At 60.8% G+C, this 22,798-nt stretch carries 18 protein-coding genes; 13 read left to right on the forward strand and 5 right to left on the reverse strand.

Features of this window, described 5'->3' with window-relative positions; translation table 11 throughout:
• Nucleotides 1–35: 35 nt before the first annotated feature.
• Nucleotides 36–1,217, forward strand: coding sequence for a 3-carboxy-cis,cis-muconate cycloisomerase (locus HCK86_RS21000; RefSeq protein WP_176086444.1), 1,182 nt, complete (start codon nt 36–38; stop codon nt 1,215–1,217).
• Here HCK86_RS21000 and pcaF read toward each other — a convergent pair.
• The 5 genes from pcaF to HCK86_RS21025 form a co-directional block, all read right to left on the reverse strand.
• The gene (gene pcaF / locus HCK86_RS21005; protein ID WP_176086445.1) at nt 1,155–2,354 is read right to left on the reverse strand and encodes a 3-oxoadipyl-CoA thiolase; all 1,200 of its coding nucleotides are present in this window, start codon (nt 2,352–2,354) and stop codon (nt 1,155–1,157) included. The genes HCK86_RS21000 and pcaF overlap by 63 nt on opposite strands.
• A gap of 3 nt (nt 2,355–2,357) precedes the next feature.
• On the reverse strand, nt 2,358–3,041 hold the full coding sequence (locus HCK86_RS21010) for a 3-oxoacid CoA-transferase subunit B (protein WP_176086446.1): 684 nt from the start codon (nt 3,039–3,041) through the stop codon (nt 2,358–2,360).
• Nucleotides 3,038–3,745, reverse strand: a complete 708-nt coding sequence (locus HCK86_RS21015; RefSeq protein WP_176086447.1) for a 3-oxoacid CoA-transferase subunit A — start codon at nt 3,743–3,745, stop codon at nt 3,038–3,040. The genes HCK86_RS21010 and HCK86_RS21015 overlap by 4 nt, the downstream gene beginning before the upstream one ends.
• A gap of 186 nt (nt 3,746–3,931) precedes the next feature.
• Entirely contained in the window at nt 3,932–4,564 is a 633-nt protein-coding gene (locus HCK86_RS21020) for an XRE family transcriptional regulator (RefSeq protein WP_246739711.1), read from the reverse strand.
• Nucleotides 4,565–4,696: 132 nt separating this feature from the next.
• On the reverse strand, nt 4,697–5,758 hold the full coding sequence (locus HCK86_RS21025; protein ID WP_176086448.1) for an Ldh family oxidoreductase: 1,062 nt from the start codon (nt 5,756–5,758) through the stop codon (nt 4,697–4,699).
• Between the two features lie 540 nt (nt 5,759–6,298).
• Here HCK86_RS21025 and HCK86_RS21030 point away from each other — a divergent pair.
• The 12 genes from HCK86_RS21030 (at nt 6,299) to HCK86_RS21085 (ending at nt 22,793) form a co-directional block, all read left to right on the forward strand.
• Complete coding sequence (locus tag HCK86_RS21030) at nt 6,299–7,909, forward strand: ABC transporter substrate-binding protein (RefSeq protein WP_176086449.1); 1,611 nt, start codon at nt 6,299–6,301, stop codon at nt 7,907–7,909.
• 112 nt (nt 7,910–8,021) lie between these two features.
• Entirely contained in the window at nt 8,022–9,029 is a 1,008-nt protein-coding gene (locus tag HCK86_RS21035; RefSeq protein ID WP_176086450.1) for an ABC transporter permease, read from the forward strand.
• A gap of 13 nt (nt 9,030–9,042) precedes the next feature.
• A complete protein-coding gene (locus tag HCK86_RS21040; protein ID WP_176086451.1) occupies nt 9,043–9,924 on the forward strand; it encodes an ABC transporter permease in 882 nt (293 codons plus the stop codon).
• Nucleotides 9,925–9,938: 14 nt separating this feature from the next.
• Nucleotides 9,939–10,946 (forward strand): ABC transporter ATP-binding protein, encoded by a 1,008-nt coding sequence (locus tag HCK86_RS21045; protein WP_176086452.1) that lies wholly within the window; start codon nt 9,939–9,941, stop codon nt 10,944–10,946.
• On the forward strand, nt 10,943–11,950 hold the full coding sequence (locus HCK86_RS21050) for an oligopeptide/dipeptide ABC transporter ATP-binding protein (protein WP_176086453.1): 1,008 nt from the start codon (nt 10,943–10,945) through the stop codon (nt 11,948–11,950). The genes HCK86_RS21045 and HCK86_RS21050 overlap by 4 nt, the downstream gene beginning before the upstream one ends.
• Before the next feature lie 24 nt (nt 11,951–11,974).
• On the forward strand, nt 11,975–13,075 hold the full coding sequence (locus HCK86_RS21055; protein ID WP_176086454.1) for a Xaa-Pro peptidase family protein: 1,101 nt from the start codon (nt 11,975–11,977) through the stop codon (nt 13,073–13,075).
• A gap of 18 nt (nt 13,076–13,093) precedes the next feature.
• Complete coding sequence (locus HCK86_RS21060; protein ID WP_176086455.1) at nt 13,094–14,524, forward strand: M17 family peptidase N-terminal domain-containing protein; 1,431 nt, start codon at nt 13,094–13,096, stop codon at nt 14,522–14,524.
• Nucleotides 14,525–14,553: 29 nt separating this feature from the next.
• Nucleotides 14,554–15,357, forward strand: coding sequence for a M55 family metallopeptidase (locus HCK86_RS21065; protein WP_176086456.1), 804 nt, complete (start codon nt 14,554–14,556; stop codon nt 15,355–15,357).
• 43 nt (nt 15,358–15,400) lie between these two features.
• Nucleotides 15,401–17,470, forward strand: a complete 2,070-nt coding sequence (locus HCK86_RS21070; RefSeq protein WP_176086457.1) for a hydantoinase/oxoprolinase family protein — start codon at nt 15,401–15,403, stop codon at nt 17,468–17,470.
• A 2-nt stretch (nt 17,471–17,472) separates the two neighbouring features.
• On the forward strand, nt 17,473–19,134 hold the full coding sequence (locus HCK86_RS21075; RefSeq protein ID WP_210259990.1) for a hydantoinase B/oxoprolinase family protein: 1,662 nt from the start codon (nt 17,473–17,475) through the stop codon (nt 19,132–19,134).
• 24 nt (nt 19,135–19,158) lie between these two features.
• On the forward strand, nt 19,159–21,234 hold the full coding sequence (locus HCK86_RS21080; protein WP_176086459.1) for a hydantoinase/oxoprolinase family protein: 2,076 nt from the start codon (nt 19,159–19,161) through the stop codon (nt 21,232–21,234).
• 2 nt (nt 21,235–21,236) lie between these two features.
• Complete coding sequence (locus HCK86_RS21085; RefSeq protein ID WP_176086460.1) at nt 21,237–22,793, forward strand: hydantoinase B/oxoprolinase family protein; 1,557 nt, start codon at nt 21,237–21,239, stop codon at nt 22,791–22,793.
• Nucleotides 22,794–22,798 lie beyond the last annotated feature (5 nt).

Genomic DNA, 22,798 nt, shown 5'->3' on the forward strand with positions numbered 1-22,798 from the left:
GCCCGGATGAACGCCCAGGCGAAAAGGAGCGACCCATGTCGGTTTCGGTTTTCAGCCACCCATGGCTCGGAGGCTATTTTGGCGATCAGGCCATCGAAAATCTCTGGTCGGGGGAACGCCAGCTGCGCCACATGCTGACATTCGAAGCGGCATGGAGCCGGGCGATGGGGCATGCCGGTCTGTTCGACCGGCAGGCGGCAGAAACGGCGGCAGGGATCATCGAGACCGCCACCATCGAGCCCTGCCGGCTGCGCGCCGGCATGGCCGAAGACGGCGTGCCGGTGCCGGCGCTGGTCCGATATCTCAAGGGCATTGCGCCCGCCGAAGCCGTGCATAAGGGGGCGACCTCTCAGGATGTGGTGGATACGGCCCTTGCCCTGACGCTGAAAGACGTCACCGATATTCTGCTGCGACGGATCTCCACGCTGAGAACGGCGCTTGCCGGGCTTGATGACCGTTTTGGCCAGAAGCCGATGATGGGGCGGACACGCATGCAGGCGGCGCGCATCATCGCTGTCCGTGACAGGCTCAGGACATGGCAGATGCCGCTTGCCGAACATGCCGAGCGGCTGGAGGCGCTCAGGAAACGCGTCGAACGGGTTCAGATTGGCGGCGCTGCCGGTGACCGCGCGGCGCTGGGGGACAAGGCTGACCGGATTGTTGCGGACGTGGCGTCAACACTTGGCCTCAAGCCGACGGCCAAGGCCTGGCATGCCATGCGCGACGGTATTGCCGACTATGCAGCCACGCTCTCGCTGATCACCGGGACGCTTGGCAAGATGGGGCAGGATATCGCACTGATGGCGCAGCAGGGTCTTGACGAGATTGCACTTGTCGGCGGCGGCTCATCCTCCGCCATGCCGGAGAAGAATAATCCGGTTCTCGCTGAACTGCTGGTGACGCTCGCCCGCTTCAACGCCGTGCAGCTTTCCGGCATGCATCAGGCGCTTGTCCATGAACAGGAGCGTTCCGGCGCCGCCTGGAGCCTTGAATGGATGATCCTGCCGCAGATGACGGTGGCAACCGGTCGGGCGCTTGACGCAGCGGTCACGCTCTGCGGCAAGGTCGAACGGATCGGCCGGCCTGAACCGCAATCAAGGCCAGCCGAAGGCGTTTCAGAGACAGCCCGTCCGTCTTCCGATTGCGTCGTTCAGCTAAACGCGTTCAAGCGCGATCGAGATGCCCTGACCGACCCCGATACACATGGCGGAGAGTGATTTTTCGCCAGGCTTCAGATCCAGCATCGCGGTGCCGGTGATCCGTGCACCTGACATGCCGAGCGGGTGACCGAGCGCGATGGCCCCGCCATTTCTGTTGACCCTTTGATCGTCATCGGCAATGCCGAGATCACGCAATGTGGCCAGCGCCTGCGATGCGAAGGCCTCGTTGAGTTCGATCACGGCGAAATCGTCGGAACGCAGGCCAAGCCGGGCCATCAGTTTCTTTGACGATATGGCCGGGCCAAATCCCATGATCCGCGGTGCGACCCCGGCCGACGCACCACCCAGAACCCGGGCAACCGGTGTGAGGCCGTATTTTTGTGCCGCATCCGCGTTTGCGAGAAGCAGGGCGGCGGCGCCATCATTGACGCCGGAGGCATTTCCGGCTGTCACCGTGCCGTTCGGGCGGAAAGGTGTCTTCAGCTGGCCGAGGGCCTCGGGTGTCGTCTCGGGGCGCGGATGCTCGTCGATCTCGATCACACGTGGCTCGCCCTTGCGCTGGGGAATGCAAACGGGCGTGATTTCCCGCGCAAGCCGGCCGTTCTGGGTCGCGGCCCATGCCTTCATCTGCGATGAAAAGGCGAAGATGTCCTGATCGTCCCGGCTGATCTTGAAGTCCTCGGCAACATTCTCGCCCGTTTCCGGCATGGAATCGACGCCGTAGCGCGCCTTCATCAAAGGGTTGACGAAGCGCCAGCCGATGGTCGTGTCGTGGATCTCGGCCTTGCGGGCAAAGGCGCTCTCGGCCTTTCCGGTGACAAAGGGCGCCCGCGACATCGATTCAACCCCGCCGGCAAGCATGATCTCCGCCTCGCCGGCGGCAATGGCGCGGGCGGCGGTGATGACCGCGTCCATGCCGGAGCCGCACAGCCGGTTGATTGTCGTGCCGGAGACGGATTGCGGCAGGCCTGCCAGAAGCAGCGCCATGCGGGCGACATTGCGGTTGTCCTCACCCGCCTGATTGGCGCAGCCGAGGATCACATCGTCGATCGCTTCCCAGTCGACGCCGTCATTGCGGGCCATCAGTGCTGAAAGCGGGATTGCCGCCAGATCATCGGCGCGGACGGAAGAGAGCGCACCGCCATAGCGGCCGATCGGCGTGCGGATATAGTCGCAGATAAACACCTCAGTCATCGCTCAGACCTCCGCCACGGCAAGATCCTCGACCGTGCCGTCAATGTGGAGCGGTGCACCCGTGACCGCCTGCAGATCATCAAGGGACAGCGCGGCCAGTTTTTCGCGCAGCACGAAATGGCGGTCGACAACATCGATCACGGCCAGCGACGTGTAGATGCGGGTGACACAGCCAATGCCGGTCAGCGGCAGCGTGCAGCGCTTCATCAATTTCGGCGCACCGGTCTTGCTGACATGATCCATCACCACGGCGACGCGCTTTGCGCCATGGACCAGATCCATGGCGCCACCGACGGCCGGGACGCCGCCCTTGCCGGTGGACCAGTTGGCAAGGTCGCCATTTTCAGCCACCTCATAGGCGCCGAGGATCGCGACATCGAGATGGCCGCCGCGCACCATGGCAAAGCTGTCGGCATGGTGGAAAAAGGCGGTGCCGGGTTTCAGCGTGATGGCGCGTTTCCCGGCATTGATCAGATCCCAGTCCTCCTCGCCTTCGGGCGGGCTGCCGCCGAAATCGAGCACGCCATTTTCGGTATGGAAAATCGCCTGCCGTCCTGAAGGCTGGAAGCGGGCCACCATTTCGGGGAAACCGATCCCGAGATTGACATAGGCGCCGTCTTCAATGTCCTGTGCCGCGCGCCAGGCAATCTTTGCATTGGAAAGCTTTATCGCTGCGATATCGGTCATGGATAATGTGCCTCCTTTCGGGTCAGGATCTCTTCCTGGGCGGGGTCTGGAACATGAACCACCGTGTCGACAAAAATACCCGGCGTGATCACCTGTTCGGGATTGATCTCACCCGGGGGCACGATGTGGCTCGCCTGAACAATGGTCCGGCTTGCGGCCATCGCCATCAGGGGTGCGAAATTCCGCGCGGCCATCCGAAAGGAGAGATTGCCGTGGAGGTCAGCGCATTCCGCCTTGATCAGGGCGAAATCGGCCTTCAGCCAGCGTTCCTGCACGTAAGAGCGGCCGTCGAACTCCGCCACCGGCTTGCCCTCCGCCAGTTCCGTACCAAAGCCTGTCGGGGTGTAAAAAGCGGGGATGCCGGCGCCACCGGCGCGGATGCGCTCGGCAAGCGTGCCCTGCGGCACGAGTTCAAGCGCGATGCGGTTCGAAAGATAGCGCTCGTTGAAAACCGTGGCATTGGACGAGCGCGGAAACGAGCAGATCATCTTTGCCACGCGGTCCTGTTCTATCAGCGCCGCGAGACCCACATGGCCGTTGCCGGCATTGTTGTTGATGACGGTGAGATCGCGCGCACCGTGGTCTATCAGCGCATGAATGAGCTCAATGGGAGATCCGGCGCCGCCAAAGCCACCGATCATCACCGTTGCGCCATCAAAAATTTCCGCAACTGCTGCGCGGAGCGAGGGGCTTGTCTTGTCCATGGATCAACCTCCGTCCATGGAGCAATCCTAGAAACACGATCAGGTCGGCGCCAGCGAAATGTTCGTAATGTGATTTTTGTTCAATATATGAATGGATCTGTGCGGCATGCGCACGGCGGCTGGGCTCCCGCATGGGCGAAAGCGCTTGCCGGGGTACCCTAAAGCCTTCAAGGCAGAAAATTGCCGTCAGCCGCGCAACGGGCTGACGACATTGGAACAGACCCACAGGATCGTTGCCGGCTGTTGCGATGTGCTGACCAGCGCATGGCCCATCATGCTGTCGAAATAGCAACTGTCGCCGGCTTCGAGTTCCGAAGGAGCATAGAGCTCGGTAAAGAGGGTCAGCTTGCCATCGAGAACATAGATGAACTCTTCTCCGGCATGGGTGGAGAAGGGAACGAATTCCTCGACCGAGCGGGCATTCACCTTGGTGAGCAGGGGGACGAGCTTCTTGTTGGCGATATCGGCGCAGAGCAGTTCATATTCATAATGCTGCGTTTCCATCTTCGCGCCGCCGTCTTTGCGGGTGATGGCGCGGCGGCCGGAGATCGGCGCACTGGGCTTGTGGGCGAAGAGCTCGGACACATCAACGCCAAGCCCTGCTGCCAGAGACAGAATGGTCTCATAGGTCGGCGACATCTGGCCGTTTTCGATTTTCGAAAGCGTCGAAGGTGCAAGCCCGCTACGCTCTGCCAGCTCGGCCAAGCTCAGGCCTTCATCCTGACGAAGCTGCCGCACGATCAATGCCAGCGCCTGATCAGAATGCCTGACCTGCCTGCGACCCTGCCCCCCGTTTTCACCCATATCAAGACCTTTCAAAATGTCGTTTCCTGCCGCAATAGCGCGCGCGTGCGGACTGTTCAATTATACCTGCAAAAATTGCAGGCTGTCCGGACAAGAACAAGCCGCATCAGGTGGAGCCGCCTTGACGCCCGGGAGCCTCATTTCCCGTCAGGGCCGGGTCTTTGCTGCCGCCGCGCCGCCAGCAAGCTGCTGCAGCCGCCGAAGATCAGTGTTTCTGATCAGAATGCCCTTTTCAATAGACTGCCTGCGATTGCGATAGCGCCTCTCGCCGGGCAGCCGGGAGGCGCCGGCCGCTTCCAGCCGGTCGACAAATTGCCGTGCCCGCATCGCAAAATGCGATGATGGTCGTCCCGCATCGGGGTCGATCACGATGATCAGCTGGCCGGTATGCGGCGTTTCGGCACCCGGATGGGCTGACCAGTCGACCTCGAAGGAAAATTTCCCGCCCGTCAGCGCTGCGCAGAACAGCTCGATCATCATCGAAATCGCCGCACCCTTGTAACCGCCGAAGGTCAGCAGCGCCCCGCCGTCCAGCACGGCTTTCGGATCGGTCGTTGGCTGGCCGTGGCGGTCAACACCGTGATCAGGCGGCAGTGCCTTGCCCTCGCGTGCCGCGATCTGGACATCACCATTGGCGATGGCGCTGGTCGCCAGATCGGCAACAATCGGGTCTGCACCGTCGCAGGGGGCTGCGAAAGCGACCGGATTGGTGCCGAACACCGGCTCGTGCGCGCCAAAGGCCACCGCGCAGGGGAAACTGTTGACCATCGAGAGTGCCAGCAGGCCCTGACGTGCAAAAGGTTCCACATCCGGCCAGAGCGCGCTGAAATGATGGGAATTGCGCACAGCCAGAACGGCTGCACCATTCTGTCGCGCTTTTTCGATCACCAGGGCCGTGGCCGCGGCAACGGCCGGCTGGGCAAAGCCATTGGCTGCGTCAACGCGGATGAAGCTGTCGCCTGCCTGCTCGACCACCGGCGTTGCCGCCGGGTCGACCCAGCCACTTTTCATCGATCCGAGATAGCCGGGAATGCGGAAAATGCCATGAGAAAGCGCACCGTCGCGCTCGCAGCCGGCGCAGTTCTCGGCCAGAATGCGGGCAACGCCCGCCGCCGCGCCGGCTTTCAGAAAGACCGCTTCCAGCAGAGCTTCAAGATGAGCAAATGAAATGGCTTGTCGCGTCTGATCCATTGCGTCGATGGCGGCCATATGGAACTTCACTACCTATCGTAAAAATATTTCCTATAGGAAACGATTAGCGGATGTTCCGCGCCTTTGCAAGACCCGTCCATTGCGGGAAGAAAACACAATAAATACATTAAACTATTGAATTAAAATATGAAATATAGATTTCAAGAAATGCGCGCCTCAGGCAGGTGACGATATCGCCGCGGGCTTTGCTGCGGCCCCGGCACGCGTTGTGCCGCTGACCAGCCCGTGACCTGCCGTCGAGCCGGGCCCGGATATGTCCGCCATCTGGATGTTGCCGCGAATATAAAATATCATATTGTAAATAAACAATATAATTCAATTTTCTGGCGCAGGGCTATACGGTGTTGCGCGCAATGCAGATGCAGATACATGCACGTCTCTGTAAGCGCTGACTAGGAAAAAGGCCGTTCGCGTTCCTGTTGACAGTCTTGGAACTTAAGCTAATGTTGGATAGGAAATTAAATAGCTCATCAGAAATGGGAACAGCCCGCTGCGGTCGAAAACGGTAGCGGTCCAATAAAAACCGGAGATGATTTAGTGACCCTGACCAATAAGCTTCCGCTGTTGCGGCCAACCATTGCCGCACTGACAGCGGCTCTTTCGCTGGGTGTTGCGCATACAGCGCTTGCCCAGTCGAACCCGAATATTCTCGTTGTCGCCGTGCCAAGCGACATTCAGAACCTTGATCCAACGCTTTCCAGCGGTGACATCATCACCCAGGAAATGCTGACCAATGTCTATGACTGGCTTGTCGACTACAAGACCACCGATACGGACGGCACTATTACCTCTGATCCGAGTGGCTTTGTCGGCGGTCTGGCGAAAAGCTTTGACTGGAGCGATGACGGCAAGGTTCTGACCTTCCATCTGCGCGATGGCATGAAATTCTCCAACGGCGATCCGCTGGATGCCGAGGCGGTCAAGTTCACCTATGACCGCATTTTCGATCAAGGCGGCGTCACCGCAGCCCTGACCAAGATGGCGGCTGTTCCGGACAAGGATCACGTCAAGGTCATCGATCCGTTGACGGTCGAGTTCGATGTCGATACGCCGAACACGCTTCTGCTCGGCAATATGGCCCAGTTCGGACATTCGATCCTCAATCCGAAGGTCGTTGAGCCGCATATGACGGCCGATGATCCCTATGCCCATGACTGGCTGAAAACGCACACGGAAGGCTCGGAACAGGGGCCCTACAAGCTCGCCCAGTGGACGCCGGGCGACAGCTGGGTTCTGGATCGCAATGACAATTACTGGGGCGAGGCTCCGAAGATCCAGCGGATCATCTTCAAGATCATTCCCGATCCGTCGAGCCGTCTGGCCCAGCTCTTGAGTGGGTCGGTCGACATCGCCTATGATCTGCCGACCACCGATATCAAGACGCTGGAAGACAATCCCGATATCACCGTCCATGCCGATACCAGCCGTACCGTCGGCTATCTCGGCATGAATAATGACGTTGCGCCCTTTGACAACAAGCTGGTGCGTCAGGCTGTCTCCTATGCCTTCCCCTATGATACGATGATCGATCAGGTCATGAACGGCTATGCCATTCAGCTGACCAGCCCGATCCCGGACGGCACGCCGACCCATACCGATGAGTTCTTCAAATACAAGAACGATCCGGCCAAGGCCAAGGAACTGCTGAAGGAAGCAGGTTTCCCGGATGGTTTCGAGACCACGCTGCAGATCCCCTCGGGGCTTCAGCAGGCCAAGGAGGCTGCCGTCTATGCGCAGCAGTCACTGGCGCAGGCCGGCATCAAGGTCACCATTCAGGAAATGCCGGGTGCCGCCTTCACCGAACAGCTGCAGAAGCATACGCTTGGCTTCTTCTATTCGTCGGGCTGGACCTCGATCAACAACGATCCCTATTACCACCTCTACTGGCTGTTCAATTCCAGCTGCTGCAATTACGCCAATTACAAGAATCCCGATCTCGCGGCCGCCATCGACAAATATACGCTGAGCACCGATATCGAGGCGCGTGATGCCGCAGCCGTTGAGGCGCAGAAGGAAATCGTCGACGATGCGCCCTGGATTTTCCTCGATCAGCCGCAAAAGATCGTTGCGACCCGGGCGAATGTGAAGGGCTATGTCTACTACTCGTCCGACAATTACATGCGGTTCAAGTACATCTACAAGGAATAGTCTGTTCCTCATGCCGGCGGCCGTGTGCCGCCGGCCTCTTCCGGAAATTTGATCGGAGAGGGCCGTCCGCGACCTGCAGCCGCTCCGACATCAGACCTTCATGAGGTGCTTCGTGCTCATCTATATCGCACGCAGACTTTTGCTTTTGATCCCGGTCCTGCTCGGTGTCACCATGATCACCTTCGGCCTGACCAGGGTCGTGCCGGGCAATCCGATTGATCTGATGGTCAGTCCGATGGCGACGGAGGAAATGCGGGCCCAGGTCGCCGAGCGCGAAGGGCTGAATGATCCGATCTGGCTGCAATATGTGCATTACATCAACAACGTCCTGCATGGTGATCTGTCCGACAGTTTCGTCACCAGCCAGCCGGTTCTCTCCGATCTGACATCGCGCTTCATGCCGACCTTCGAGCTGACGCTGTTCGCCATGATCATCGCGCTGGTCCTGTCGCTGCCGCTCGGCATTGCGGCGGCCGTCTGGCGCAACAGCTGGGTTGATCACGTTGCCCGGGTGCTGGCGGTTGTCGGCGTCGGCATGCCGGTCTTCTGGCTCGGCCTGCTCGGCATCTATCTCTTCTATTTCAAGCTGCACTGGATGCCGCCGCCGCAGGGCCGCATTTCGCTCTATGTCTTCGCGCCGCCAACCATTACCGGGCTCTATACGGTGGATTCACTTTTGACCGGCAACTGGGATGCCTTCAAGTCGGCCTTTTCCTCGCTGATCCTGCCAGCCGCCGTACTTGGCTTTGCCGCCATGGCCCCGCTTGCCCGCATGACCCGCTCCGGCATGATCGAGGCGCTCGATTCCGATTATGCCCGTGCGGCGCGTGCACTCGGTCTCAGCGAAAAATCGGTCATCATGCGCCACGCTTTCCGCAATGCCATCCTGCCACTGATGACGATGACGGCAATCGTCTATGGCTACATGCTTGGCGGCGTCGTGCTGATTGAGAACGTCTTTGCCTGGCCAGGTCTCGGCCGTTACGTCTTCACTGCGATCACGTCCAGTGATTACCCCGCCATTCAGGGCTTCATTCTCTATTCCACCGCCCTTTATGTGCTGATCTTCCTGATTGTCGACGTGCTCTATGTCGCGCTCGACCCGCGCGTCCGCCTTTGAGGGAACCCGGCCAATGAATGCGACATCCGAAAATCTCTCTACCTCGAAAAACGGCCCGGGAGCGTTGGCAAAGGCGCTGCGCTGGTGCCGGCGCAATCCGATCACGGCACTCGGCATGGCGATCGTTCTCGTCATTCTGATTGCCGGTCTTCTGGCGCCGGTGATCGCGCCCTATGACCCTTACGCGCTGAATCCCGCCGACCGCATGCTGCCGCCATCGCTGACGCATCTGTTCGGAACCGGCACCTTTGGCGAGGATATCTTCTCCCGCGTGCTCTATGGCGCGCGGATCGACCTTGGCATCGGCATTGGTGCGGTGATTGTCGGTATTCTGGTCGGCTGTCCGGTCGGCGCCTTTGCCGGCTATTTCGGCGGCAAGCTCGACGAGGTGCTGATGCGCCTGATGGATATCATCGCTGCCTTTCCTGGCTTCATCCTCGCCATGGCGATCGCCGGCGTGCTCGGGCCGAGCATTCCCAACCTCATCATCGCCATCGCTTTCGTCAATGTGCCGGTCTATGCCCGGCTGATGCGCGCGCGCTTTCTGGTGATCCGCTCCTCGGTCTATGCACTGGCGGCCCGCGGTGTCGGGGCCTCGCGCTGGCGCATCCTTTACTGGCACCTGCTGCCCAATTCGCTGGCGCCGATCTTTGTCCAGGCGACGCTGCAGTTTGGCTGGGCCATTCTGGATGCGGCGGGCCTGAGCTTCATCGGCCTTGGCGTGCGCCTGCCGATGCCCGAATGGGGGCTGATGATCAGCCTCGGCGTACCGCAGATCATTTCCGGCCAGTGGTGGATTTCCTTCTTCCCGGGCCTCGCCATCTTCATCACCGTCATGGGTTTCAATCTGATCGGCGATGGCCTGCAGGACCTTCTGGATCCGAAATCACGATGACGGACGCCATGACCATGCAAGAGACAGCAACCCCGCGTGACAGCCAGACCGGCGCCGAACCTTTGCTTGACGTCAAGGGCCTGCATGTCGCCTTCGATGCGCCGGCCGGCACGGCGCGGATTCTCGAGGACGTGAACCTCGCGATCCGCCCCGGCGAGATCCTCGGTGTGGTCGGCGAAAGCGGTTCGGGCAAATCCGTCACTGCCATGTCGATCATCCGCCTGCTCAGCAAGCCAGGCCGCGTGACCGAAGGCAGCGTCACCTTTCGCAATCAGGACCTCTTGGCCCTGAACAGCGATCAGATGCGGCGCATTCGCGGCAGCGAGATCGCGATGATTTTCCAGAACCCGCGCTCCTCGCTCAATCCGGTCTTCAAGATCGGCCGCACCATGCGTGAAGTCCTGAAGGTGCATGAGGGGCTGAAGCCGAAAGAGGCCGACAGGCGCGCGATGGCACTGCTTTCAAGCGTCGGGCTCGGCGATCCGGCCTCGATCCTGAAGCGCTATCCGCATCAGGTTTCCGGCGGCATGGCGCAGCGTATCATGATCGCTCTGGCGCTGGCCTCGCGGCCGCATCTTCTGATCGCCGACGAGCCGACCACGGCGCTGGATGTCACGATCCAGTATCAGATCATCCGTTTGCTGAAGCAGCTGCGCGATGAGACCGGCCTGGCCCAGATCGTCATTACCCATAATCTCGGCGTTGTTGCCGAACTCTGCGACCGTGTTGCGGTGATGTATGCCGGAAGCGTGGTCGAGGAAGCACCGGTTGTCGATCTCTTTGACAACCCGCGCCATCCCTATACCAGGGGGCTGCTCGCCGCCCGCGCCGCCCATGCCGCGGGCGAAAGGCGGCTGCAGACCATTCCCGGCCAGGTTCCCGATCTGCTGAACCGTCCGTCCGGCTGTGCATTCCGCACCCGCTGTCCCTTTGCTGCCGATATCTGTGCCACGACCAAGCCGCCGGTGGAGGATGACGGCAATCGCAAGATCGCCTGCCATCGCTGGAAGGAAATCGCATGACCCGTCCGATCCTGACCGTTCAGAACCTTGGCAAGACCTATCCGGTGAAGAAGGGCCTGTTTTCCAAGGGAACACTGGTTGCTGCCGAAGATGTCAGCTTCACCATTCATGCCGGTGAGACGGTCGCACTTGTTGGCGAGAGCGGATCTGGCAAATCAACGGTCGGGCGCTGTGTCCTGCGCCTTGAAGAACCCGATAGCGGATCGATCGAATTTGAGGATACCGATCTGCTCAACGTGTCGGAAACCGCGCTTCCGGCACTGCGCGCCCGCATGCAGATGGTGTTTCAGGACCCGCTTGCATCGCTGACACCGCGCCACAAGGTCGGCAAGCTGGTCGGCGAACCGCTGCTGCTGCATGCCACCGTGCCACCAAGAGAAATCGACGCCAAGGTTGCCGAACTGTTTGAGCTTGTCGGCCTCCGGCGCGATCACGCCGAGCGCTACGCGCATCAGATTTCCGGCGGCCAGCAACAGCGCGTCGGCATTGCCCGTGCGCTTGCCACCAATCCGGCGCTGGTTGTTCTTGATGAACCGACATCGGCGCTGGATGTCTCTGTCGAAGCGCAGATCCTCAATCTGCTGATGGATCTGCAGGAGCAGTTCAACCTTGCTTACCTGTTCATCTCGCATGATCTGGCCGTCGTCCGGCTGATCGCCAAGCGGGTGATGGTGATGTATCTCGGCCAAGTGGTCGAGGCCGGGCCGACTGAGGATGTGCTGACCAGAAGCTTCCATCCCTATACGCGCGGTCTGGTCTCGGCGACGCCGATCGAACACCCGCTCGAGGTCAAGCAGCGCATCAATCTCACCGGTGAGCCGAGCTCGCCGATCGATCCCAAACCGCAATGCCGTCTGGTTTCGCGGTGTCCTTTTGCCAGACCAGAATGTTCGCAGGAGCCGACAGAGCTTAAGGAAGTCAAGCCGGGACACTTTACCCGCTGCATCCGCTTCCAGCGCGAACATGTGGATGGCGTGTGGAACCCGGAACCGGTGACGGTCTGACAACAGCCAGGAAAGCAAGAAACAATGACTGACACGAACAAGCGATTTGCCGCATTGCGCGACAGGATGAAGGCCAACGGCGTTGATCTGGTTGCGATCGGTCCCAGCTCGCACATGCAATGGCTGATCGGTTTCCACACCCATGCCGATGAGCGTCCCTGCCTGCTCCTGGTCACGGCGGAGACCGAAACCTTTCTCATGCCGGCGCTGAATGCCGAGGGCACGCGGGAGAAATCCGCTATCGGCTTTCATGTCTGGTCCGATGATGAGGGCCCTGATGCGGCCATGGCCGCAGCGCTTGCCGAACTTGGCGGCGACAAGGTCCGCTCGGTCGTTCTGGATGAGACGATGCGGGCCGATTTCGCGCTATTGCTTCTGAACGCGCTGCCGGAGGGCGTGAAAACGGGCTTTACCGATCAGACGATCGGCCTCTTGCGGACGATGAAGGATGAGGCGGAAGTCGAGGCGCTGAAAATCAATGCGGCGATTGACGACCGTGCCGTCGAACTGGCCTTCCGGTCGATCCGTCCGGGCATGAGCGAAAGCGAACTGGCAACGATCATCCGCACCCAGTTCCAGTCGGAAGGCGCCGAGCCCGCCTTCTGGATCGTCGGCAGCGGTCCCAACGGCGCCTTTCCGCATCATAGTGTTTCCGAACGCCGGATCGAGGAAGGTGACGCCATCGTCATCGATATCGGCGCGCGCAAGGATGGCTATCCGAGCGATATCACCCGTATGGCTTTCCTCGGCACGCCGGGTGAGGACTATCTGAAGGTCCATGCCATCGTCGAAAAGGCGGTCCAGGCAGCCCTTGCTGCGGCAAGGCCCGGCGCGCGGGCGATGGATGTCGATGCCGCCGCGCGCGGCGTGATCACGGAGGCGGGCTATGGCGACTATTTCGTCCACCGCACCGGCCACGGGCTTGGCATTGATGGCCATGAAAAGCCCTATATCACCGCGACCAATGAGACGGTTCTGCTTGAAGGCAATGTCTTTTCGATCGAGCCCGGCATCTATCTGCCCGGCAAATTCGGCGTAAGGCTGGAAGAGATCGTCGTGCTGCGCAGGGACGGACCGGAAATCCTCTCGAAGCTGCCGCGCGACCTCCATGTCATCCCGGTTTGATCGGAGGTCGTAACCATCATGATCAAGATTAGCACCAGTTCCCTGTCTGGCCTTCTCAAGGCAAAAATCGCCGTCGTCGTGCAAGACGGGCCGGGCTTGACCTGTCCGTCGCTTGCCGGCACGGATGCGGGCCGGTCCATCGAAAGGGCGATGGCTGCGGCTTCATTCGGGGGCATGTCCGGTGACGTGCTTGCGATCCCGGCACCGACCGGAACCGATCTCGACATGCTGATCATTGTCGGTGCCGGCGGTGCGCAAACGCCGTTGGATTTCCGCAAGATCGGTGCGTCGATCGCGCTTTTGCCGCAGGTCCTGAAAACCGGCGAGATTGCGCTTTTTGCCGCCGCCAGTGGCCTTGACGTGCTGCGCGGCATGGCGCTCAGGGCCTATAGCTTCGATCTCTATCGCACGGCGCCGCCGGTGCTGAGGTCGGTGACGATCTGCGGTGCGGATCTGGAGGCTGCGGCCCTGTCCGCGCTTGAAGCCGAAGTCTCGGCCATCCATTTTGCCCGTGACCTGATCAATGAACCCGCCAATGTCCTGTCGCCGCTGGAAATGGCCACACGGATTGCCAGAGCCGGCGAGGCTGTCGGTATTGCGGTTGAAATTCTCGATGAAGGCCATCTGAAGGCGCTTGGCTGCGGTCTGCATCTCGGTGTCGGTCAGGGATCGGATAATCCGCCCTGCGCCGTCGTCATGCATCTCGGTCCGGGCGAGAAACCGCCTGTTGCGCTTGTCGGCAAGGGTATCACTTTCGATACCGGCGGCATTCACCTGAAAGACGTCCATGGCATGTGGGAGATGAAGGGCGATATGGCCGGTGCGGCAACGGCTGCAGCGACGATGATTGCCCTGGCGAAGACAGGCTATGCCGGCGATGCGGTTGCCGTGCTCGGCCTTGCCGAGAACATGATCAGCGGTAATGCGACCCGCCCCGGCGATATTCTGACATCCTATTCCGGCAAGACGGTTGAGGTGCGTGATCCCGATTGCGAGGGGCGGCTGGTGCTGGCCGATTGCCTGAGCTACGCCCAGCGGGCGCTGGGTGCGAAGACCGTGATCGATATCGCGACCCTCACCTATGCCGTCCAGATCGGCCTCGGCACGCGTTATGCCGGGCTTTACGGCAATGCGCCGGATTTGCGCGACAGCGTCATCCATGCGGCAGGGCAGGCCAGCGAAAAGATCTGGCCGATGCCGATCGACGACGAATTCCATGCCGAGCTGAAGTCGGATTTTGCCGACATGGTCAACTGGCCCGGCGTCAAATACGGCAATGCCTCGATTGCGTCGGCTTTCCTCGAAAACTTCATCGATGAGGGCACGGACTGGGCGCATATCGATATCGCCGGGCCGTCCTATGTCGGTGCAGGCACGGCCTTCTCGCCGCCCGGCGGCAGCGGGGTCATCATCGAAACACTGATCGGCCTGCTGCGTGATCTGGCCTGAGCGCCAAATGAGAATCGGATAATGATGAAATGAAAGTCTTCCTGAGCGCTGACATTGAGGGAACCGCCGGCATCACCATGTGGGATGAGGCGCGCAAGCATATTCCCGGTGAATATGCCGAGTTCCAGAAATTCATGACGGCTGAAGTGATCGCCGCCTGCGAGGGCGCCCGCGAGGCGGGGGCCGATGAGGTTCTCATCAAGGATGCCCATGCCACGGCGCGCAATATTCTGCTTGGTGATCTGCCGGATTATGTCCGCATCATCCGCGGCTGGTCGGGCCATCCCGATCAGATGATGTTCGGCATTTCGGCCGATTGCGATGTCGCCATCTATACCGGCTATCATTCCAAGGCGGGGGATGAAACCAATCCGCTGGCCCACACCTCCAATCTGCGCATTTCCCGCGTGCTGCTGAACGGTGAGGTGGCCTCCGAGCTGACTTTGAATGCCCGCTGTGCCGCCCTTTACGGCGTGCCCTCGGCTTTCCTGTCGGGCGACAAACGCATTTGCGAGGATGCGATAGCGATGATGCCCGGCATTGTCACGGTCGCGACATCTGAAGGCATTGGTCCGGCGACCAATTCGCTGTCGCCGGTCAAGGCGCGGGCGCTGATTTTCGATGGCGTGAAAAAGGCCCTTTCGGGCGATTTCAGTGCCTGCCTGCCGCCGAAAGCCGACGATTACGAACTGGTGATCGAGTTCAACAACCCGGTCGATGCCTATCAGGCCAGCTGGTATCCGGGTGCGGTCAGCAATGCGCCGCGGTCGGTCTCCTTCTGGCACCGCAACTTCTTCGAAATCCTGCGCGCCTACAAGTTCATGAAGCTTTGAACGCCAGAAATCGCGAACAGAAAATATAAGGGAACGTAAAGCGATGGCAGAGAAGATCACCCGTGTTTCGACCGATGTCGGTGGCACATTCACCGATCTCGTCTATTTCGAAACCGATGTCGAGACGGGCGCCCAGACGGTTCGCACCGCCAAATCCGATACCACGCCGCCCGATTTCGAACAGGGCGTGCTGAACGTGCTTGAAAAGGCGGAGATTGATCTGCCATCGGTGGATTTCTTCGCCCATGGCACCACGGTCGTCATCAATGCGCTGACCGAGCGCAAGGGCGCCAAGGTCGGTCTGATCACGACGAAAGGCTTTCGGGATGTGCTGGAGATCGGCCGTGGCAACCGGCCCGATTTCTTCAATCTGATGTACAAGAAGCCGGTTCCCTTCGTCGAGCGCTATCTGCGGCGCGAACTGCCGGGGCGGATCAATTACAAGGGCGAGGAAACCGCGCCGCTCGACCTTTCAGGTCTGGATGCGATCTTGGATGACTTCCGCGCCGACGGAGTCGAGGCTGTGGCGATCTGCCTTCTGCATGCCTATGCCAATCCGGCGCATGAGGAGGCTGTCCTGCAGGCGGTGAAGGCGCGCTGGCCGGAAGCGACCGCCGTCGCTTCACACCAGATCACCCGTGAGTGGCGCGAATATGAGCGCACCAACACGACCGTTCTGTCGGCCTATGTTCAGCCCAAGGCCGAGCGTTATCTGGAGAAGCTGGAAACGGGGCTTAACGGTCGCGGCTATCGCGGCAATCTCTTCATCATGCAGTCAAACTGCGGCATCGATACGGTTGACGCCATCAAGGCCGTGCCGATCACCATGGTTGAGAGCGGTCCGGCATCGGGTTTCTGGGGCGCGGCCGAGCTTGGCCGGATCATCGGGGAGCCGGATGTGCTGGCGCTTGATATCGGCGGCACGACGGCGAAATGTGCGCTGATCGTTGACGGTCAGGCGACCATCAAGACCGATTACTGGATCGAGCGCGACCGCAAGTCTGCCGGCTATCCGATCATGGTGCCGGTGGTCGATCTGGTCGAGATCGGCAATGGCGGCGGTTCGATCGCCTGGGTCGACGAATTCGACAAGCTGCATGTCGGACCGCAATCGGCAGGGGCGGCCCCCGGACCGGCGGCCTATGGCCGCGGCGGCGACAATGCCACGACCACGGATGCCAATCTCTGGCTCGGTCGGATCAACAAGGACTATTTCTGCGGCGGCACCGTCGAGGCGGACATGACTGCGCTTGAGGGATCGCTGAGGCGGCTCGCCGACAAGCTTGGCCAGGCAAGCGAGGATGTGGCGCGCGGCATTGTCCGCATTGCCAATTCCAACATGGTCAATGCGCTGAAGCTGGTCTCGGTCAATCGCGGCTATGATCCGCGTGATTTCACCCTGGTGGTCTTTGGCGGCGGCGGTCCGATGCATGGCGTGGCGCTGGGGCAGGAGCTGGGCGTGAAAAAGGTCGTCGTGCCGCGCGGCGCACCGGTCTTCTCCGCCTGGGGCATGCTGATGTCGGATCTCAGGCGCGACTACTTTGTCACAAAACTGGTCGGACAGTCCGATCATGCCGCGCTCAGCACGCTTCTGAGCGAAACGATGAAGCTCGCCCGTGACGAATTTGCCGGCGAGGGGGTCTCCGATGAGCGGATCAGCATGCAGCCGCTTTTGCGGGTGCGCTATCAGAACCAGGAATTCGCCGTTGAGGTGCCGGTTGGCGCGGGAACATTCGGACCTGCCGAAATGGCGAAGATGATCGATGATTTCCACGTCATCTATGAGCGCGAATATTCCTATCGTCTGGCCGCCGAGGTCGAAATCATCGGTCTGCATCTGATTGCCGCCGCCGAGATCGGCAAGCTTGAGATCGTGCCGTTGCCGGCTTCCGGGGCTGCGGTTGAAACTGCGGTCAAGGGCCGTCGCGCGGTCGATTATGCGACCGAGGGCGTGCATGAGGCGACGATCTATGATGGCGAGAAGCTGGAGCCGGGCATGTGCTTCGAAGGTCCGGCCATCATCGAGGATCCGGGTACGACCATCGTCGTCCATCCGCAGAACCGGGTGTCGATCGACACCTATGGCAATACCCATATCGAGATCAGGAGATGAGCATGACGGTTGAGAAGAGCTTTGACCCGGTCACCTATGACATCATCCAGAATGCCTTGGTCGCCATTGCCGACGAGATGTTCGTCGCTCAGCGCAAGACGTCGATGAGCGCGATCATCTATGAGGTGCTCGACATGTCGACCGCGGTGCTGGGCCCCGGTGGCGAGATTGCAGCAACGGGTGCGGGCATCCCGGCCTTTATCGGCGTGCTTGACAAGGCGGTTGCCGGGATCATGGAGAAATTCCCGGCCGATCAGGTTTCGCCGGGCGATGTCTTCGCCACCAATGATCCTTATTATGGCGGCGTCACCCATCTGAACGACATGGTTCTGGCAGCGCCAATCTTTGCCGAAGGGCGGCTGGTTGCCTGGCTTTCCAATATCGCGCACTGGAATGATGTCGGCGGGGCGGTGCCGGGGTCGATGTCATCGGATGCGACGGAGATCTTTCAGGAAGGCGTGCGCATCCCTTGCGTGAAGCTGTTTTCCAAGGGGGAGCGCAACGAGGCGGTCTTTGATATTCTTGCCGTCAATTCGCGTCTTCCCGATTATCTCAATGGTGATCTGTGGGCGGGCATTGCCGGCCTGAGGGTCGGTGAGCGGCGCATTCTCGAACTGGTCGAAAAATACGGTGCCGAGACCTTCATCGCCGCGATCGATGATTTCATGGAACTGGGCGAGCGGCGTGCACGCGCGGCCCTTGCCAGGCTGCCGGAAGGTACGTTCGACTTTGCCGAAGAGCAGGATAATGGTGACATTCACCGCCTGACACTCACCGTTACCAGCGACGCCTTTATCGTCGATCTGACCGAAAATCCGAAGCAGAAGGGCTCCAGCAATTCCTCGCGGGAAGGGACCGAGATCGCGGTTCAGCTTGCCTTCAAGGCCTTTGTCGATCCCGACGGGCCGGGCAATGGCGGCTTCTTCCGTCCGGTTCAGGTCAAGACCAGGCCCGGTACGCTGTTCCATGTCGAGGCGCCCGGCGCCATGGGCTATTATTCCGAGGTGGAAATACGGCTTTCGGATATGCTGCTGCGCGCGCTTGCGACGCATTTTCCCGGCACTCTGCCAGCGGGCAACTTCGCCTCGATCTGCGGCACTGTCGTCGGTGGACCGCATCCCGATACCGGCCGCCATTACACCATTGTCGAGCCGCAGGTCGGCGGCTGGGGTGCCTGGTCCGGCCATGATGGTGTTTCCGGCCAGTTTTCCGGTTTCCATGGAGAGACCTTCAACTGCCCGGCCGAAATCGCCGAAGCGCGTTATGGTCTGACGGTTGATCAGATGGCGCTGAGCGCGGCCTCTGGCGGCGAGGGACAGTGGCGCGGCGGCAAGGGGATCGAGGTGCATTACCGGGTGCGCAAGGATCAGAATTTCCTCTCCGTCGGCTATACCCGATCGCGAATTCCGCCATGGGGCGTTGATGGCGGACGCGACGGATCGACCAATTTTGTCGAGGTCGTGCGCGCCGATGGCGACCGAAGCCGGTTCTCTTTCGCCACCAATGTCGAGCTCAACACCGATGATGTCATCAGGATCGTGACCGCCAATGGCGGTGGCTTCGGCCCGCCGGAACAGCGGGACCCGGAGGCGATCAGACGCGACCTGCGTAACGGCTATCTCACGCTGGATGATGCGCGCGCCGTCTATGGCTGGGAAGAATAGGCACAGGCCTTGAAGGATAAAGCGATGAGCGGAAAGACGATCCGCGTGACCACCGATGTCGGCGGCACGTTTACTGATCTTGTTTGCTTTGAAACGGACCATGAGACGGGCGCAAGCCGGATCATCACGGCCAAATCGGACACGACCCCGCCCGATTTTGAAAAGGGCGTTCTCAATGTGCTGGAAAAGGCCGGCGTCGCCGCTGGCGACATCGATTTCATGGCCCATGGCACCACTGTCGTCATCAATGCGCTGACCGAGCACAAGGGCGTCAGGGTCGGGCTGATCACGACGGAAGGCTTTCGCGATACGCTGGAAGTGGCGCGCGGCAACCGGCCGGATTTCTTTAATCTCTATTATGAGAAGCCCAGGCCCTTCGTCGATCGCGATCTGCGCCTCGAGCTTGCGGGGCGGATGAACTATCGCGGTGAAGAGACTGAACCGCTGGATCTCGCCCCGCTTGAGGGCATTGTCGAGACGTTCAAGGCGGCTGGTGTCGAGGCCGTTGCCGTCTCCTTCCTCCATGCCTATGCCAATCCGGCGCACGAAAAGGCGGTTCTTGAGACACTTCAAACGCTCTGGCCGGAGGTTTCTGCTGTCGGATCGCACCAGATCAGCCGCGAGTGGCGCGAATATGAGCGCACCAATTCGGCGGTGCTGTCCGCCTATGTCCAGCCGGTTGCCGCCCGCTATCTGCATCGCCTTGAGGACGGGCTGAAGGGTGACGGTTTCACCGGGCAGCTTTATGTCATGCAGTCCAATTGCGGCGTCGATACGCTGGAGGCGACAGCCCGCATCCCGATCACCATGGTCGAGAGCGGTCCCGCATCCGGCTTCTGGGGTGCTGCCGAACTCGGCAAGCTGATCGGCGAGCCCGATGTTCTGGCGCTCGATATTGGCGGCACCACCGCCAAATGTTCGCTGATCGAGGACGGTGAAGTCACCATCATGACCGATTACTGGATCGAGCGCGACCGCACCTCTGCCGGCTATCCGATCATGGTGCCGGTGGTCGATCTCGTCGAGATCGGCAATGGCGGCGGCTCGATCGCCTGGGTCGACGATTACGGCTCGCTCAATGTCGGCCCGCAATCGGCCGGTGCCTCGCCCGGGCCCGCCGCCTATGGGCGCGGCGGCACGAAGGCGACGACGACCGATGCCAATCTCTGGCTCGGTCGCATCAACCGGGACTATTTCTGCGGTGGCAGTGTCGAGGCCGATATGGACGCGGCCGGATCGGCGCTTCAGGCGGTGGCAGACAGTCTTGCCATTTCCCGCGCGGAGGCGGCACGCGGCATTATCCGCATTGCCAACAACAATATGGTCAATGCGCTGAAACTGGTCTCGCTCAATCGCGGCCACGATCCGCGCGAATTCACGCTGGTGGCTTTCGGCGGTGGCGGTGCCATGCATGCGGTGGCGCTGGGCCAGGAACTCGGCGTGAAGAAGGTCGTGATCCCGGCCGGTGCGCCGGTCTTTTCCGCCTGGGGCATGATGATGTCGGACCTCAGACGCGATTATTTCCAGACCGCGCTTGCCGAGCTGGACGCGGCCGCACTTGCGACGATCGAGGCCCGTTTTGCCGCTGTTGAGGCGGAGGCGCGCGCCAATTTCGAAGCCGAAGGTGTGCCGGGCGACAAGGTGCAGCTGAAGCGGTTTGGCAAGTTCCGCTACCGCAATCAGGAACACACGACCGAGGTTGCGATCGAAGGCGCGGTGACCGCAGCAGCGCTCGATACGATTGCGAATGATTTTCATGCCGCTTACGAGCGCGAATATACCTATCGCCTGCATGCGCCGGTCGAAATGGTAGGATTGCATGTCATCGCCTCGGCCGAGGTCGGCAAGCTGAAGCCGGTCGAGCAGGAGATGGGCGGCGAGGATGCTTCGCAGGCGTTGAAGGCCCGCCGCGCCGTGGACTATGCACTGGAAGGCGTTCATGAGGCCGATATCTATGACGGTGAGCGGCTGAAGGCGGGGATGCGCTTTGAAGGGCCTGCCATCGTCGAAGATCCGGGCACGACCATTGTCATCCATCCCGGCAATTCTGCCCATGTCGACCGCTGGGGCAATCTCCATATCGAACTGAGAAAGGCGTGAGCATGCGTGGCGATCCCTTTACCCGCTCCGTGATCCAGGCCGGTCTGTCGGCAGCGGCAGACGAGATGTTCTCGATCCTGAAGAAGACGGCGATGAGCCCGATCATCTATGAAGTGCTCGACGTTGGCACGGGGGTTACCGATGCGCGCGGTGAGATCGTCTCGTCGGGCGCTGGTATTCCCGGCTTCGTCGGCGTGCTCGACAAGGCGGTGAAATATATCGTCGAAACCCATGGCGATACGATCCGCGATGGCGATGTCTTTGTCACCAATGACCCCTATCATGGTGGCGTCACGCATCTGAATGACGTCGTCGTCGCCGAGCCCGTTTTCGTTGCGGGCAAATGCATCGCCTGGACGGCATCGATTGCCCACTGGAATGATGTTGGCGGCATGACGCCGGGCTCCATGGCAGCCAATTCGACCGAGATCTTCCAGGAAGGCCTGCGGCTTCCTGCCGTCAGGCTGTTTGAAGCCGGGCACAAGCTGCAATCGGTCTTCGATATTATCGCGATCAATTCGCGCCTTCCCGATTTTGTCACCGGTGATCTCTGGGCGCAGATCGCCGCCGGGCGTCGCGGTGCCAAGCCAATCCGCGAAATGGCAGAAGCCTACGGCGTCGAGGAGATTGAAGCGGCGATTGCCGAGGCCTTCGAGGCGGGCGAAAAGCGCGCGCTTGACGGGTTGCGGACATTGCCGGCGGGAACCTATCCCGTGGCGGTGGAACAGGATGAGGGCGATGTCTGGCATGCGCAGCTGACGATCACCCATGACAATTTCATCGTCGATCTGACCAGCGCGCCGGATCAGAAATCCGGCCCTTTCAACACCTCGAAGGAGGGTGCAACGATTGCCTGTCAGCTGATCTTCAAGGTGCTGACCGATCCGACGCTGTTTGCCAATTCCGGTTCCTTCCGGCCGCTTGAGGTCATCACCCGCAAGGGGTCGATCTTCGATCCGATCGCGCCCGCGCCGCATGGCTATTATTCCGAGACGCGGATCCGGCTGTCCGACATGCTGTGGCAGACGCTGGCGCAGCATATGCCCGAACGTCTGCCATCGGGCAGCTTCGGCTCGATCTGCGGCACGGTGGTGGCGGGAAAACATCCCGAAACGGGACGCGACTACACCATGGTCGAGCCGCAGATGGGCGGTTGGGGCGCCACCGACAAGCGCGACGGCCTGCATGCCATGTATTCCCCCAATCACGGTGATACCTTTAATTGCCCGGCGGAAATCTGCGAGGCGCGTTATGGCATTGATGTCGGCTGGCGAAAGCTCTCCGGCAGTGCGGCCGGTGAGGGGTTGCACAAAGGCGGGCTCGGCCTTTCAACCTGCTACAGGCCCCGCGCACGCGCCGTTCTGGCGGTCGGCTATTCGCATACGCGCGTTCCCGTATGGGCGACAGCCGGCGGCGAAAAGGGCGGGCTTAACAGCGTCAGTGTGCGCCGTCGTTCGGGCGATGAGGAGCGCTTCTCCTTCGCCTCTGACGTCATCGTCGAGCCGGGCGACGAGATCCTGATCGACACCGCCAATGGCGGCGGCTGGGGCAAGCGATAGGCGGC

Source organism: Martelella sp. HB161492, from assembly GCF_013184775.1.
In the GTDB taxonomy this organism is placed as follows: Bacteria; Pseudomonadota; Alphaproteobacteria; order Rhizobiales; family Rhizobiaceae; genus Martelella.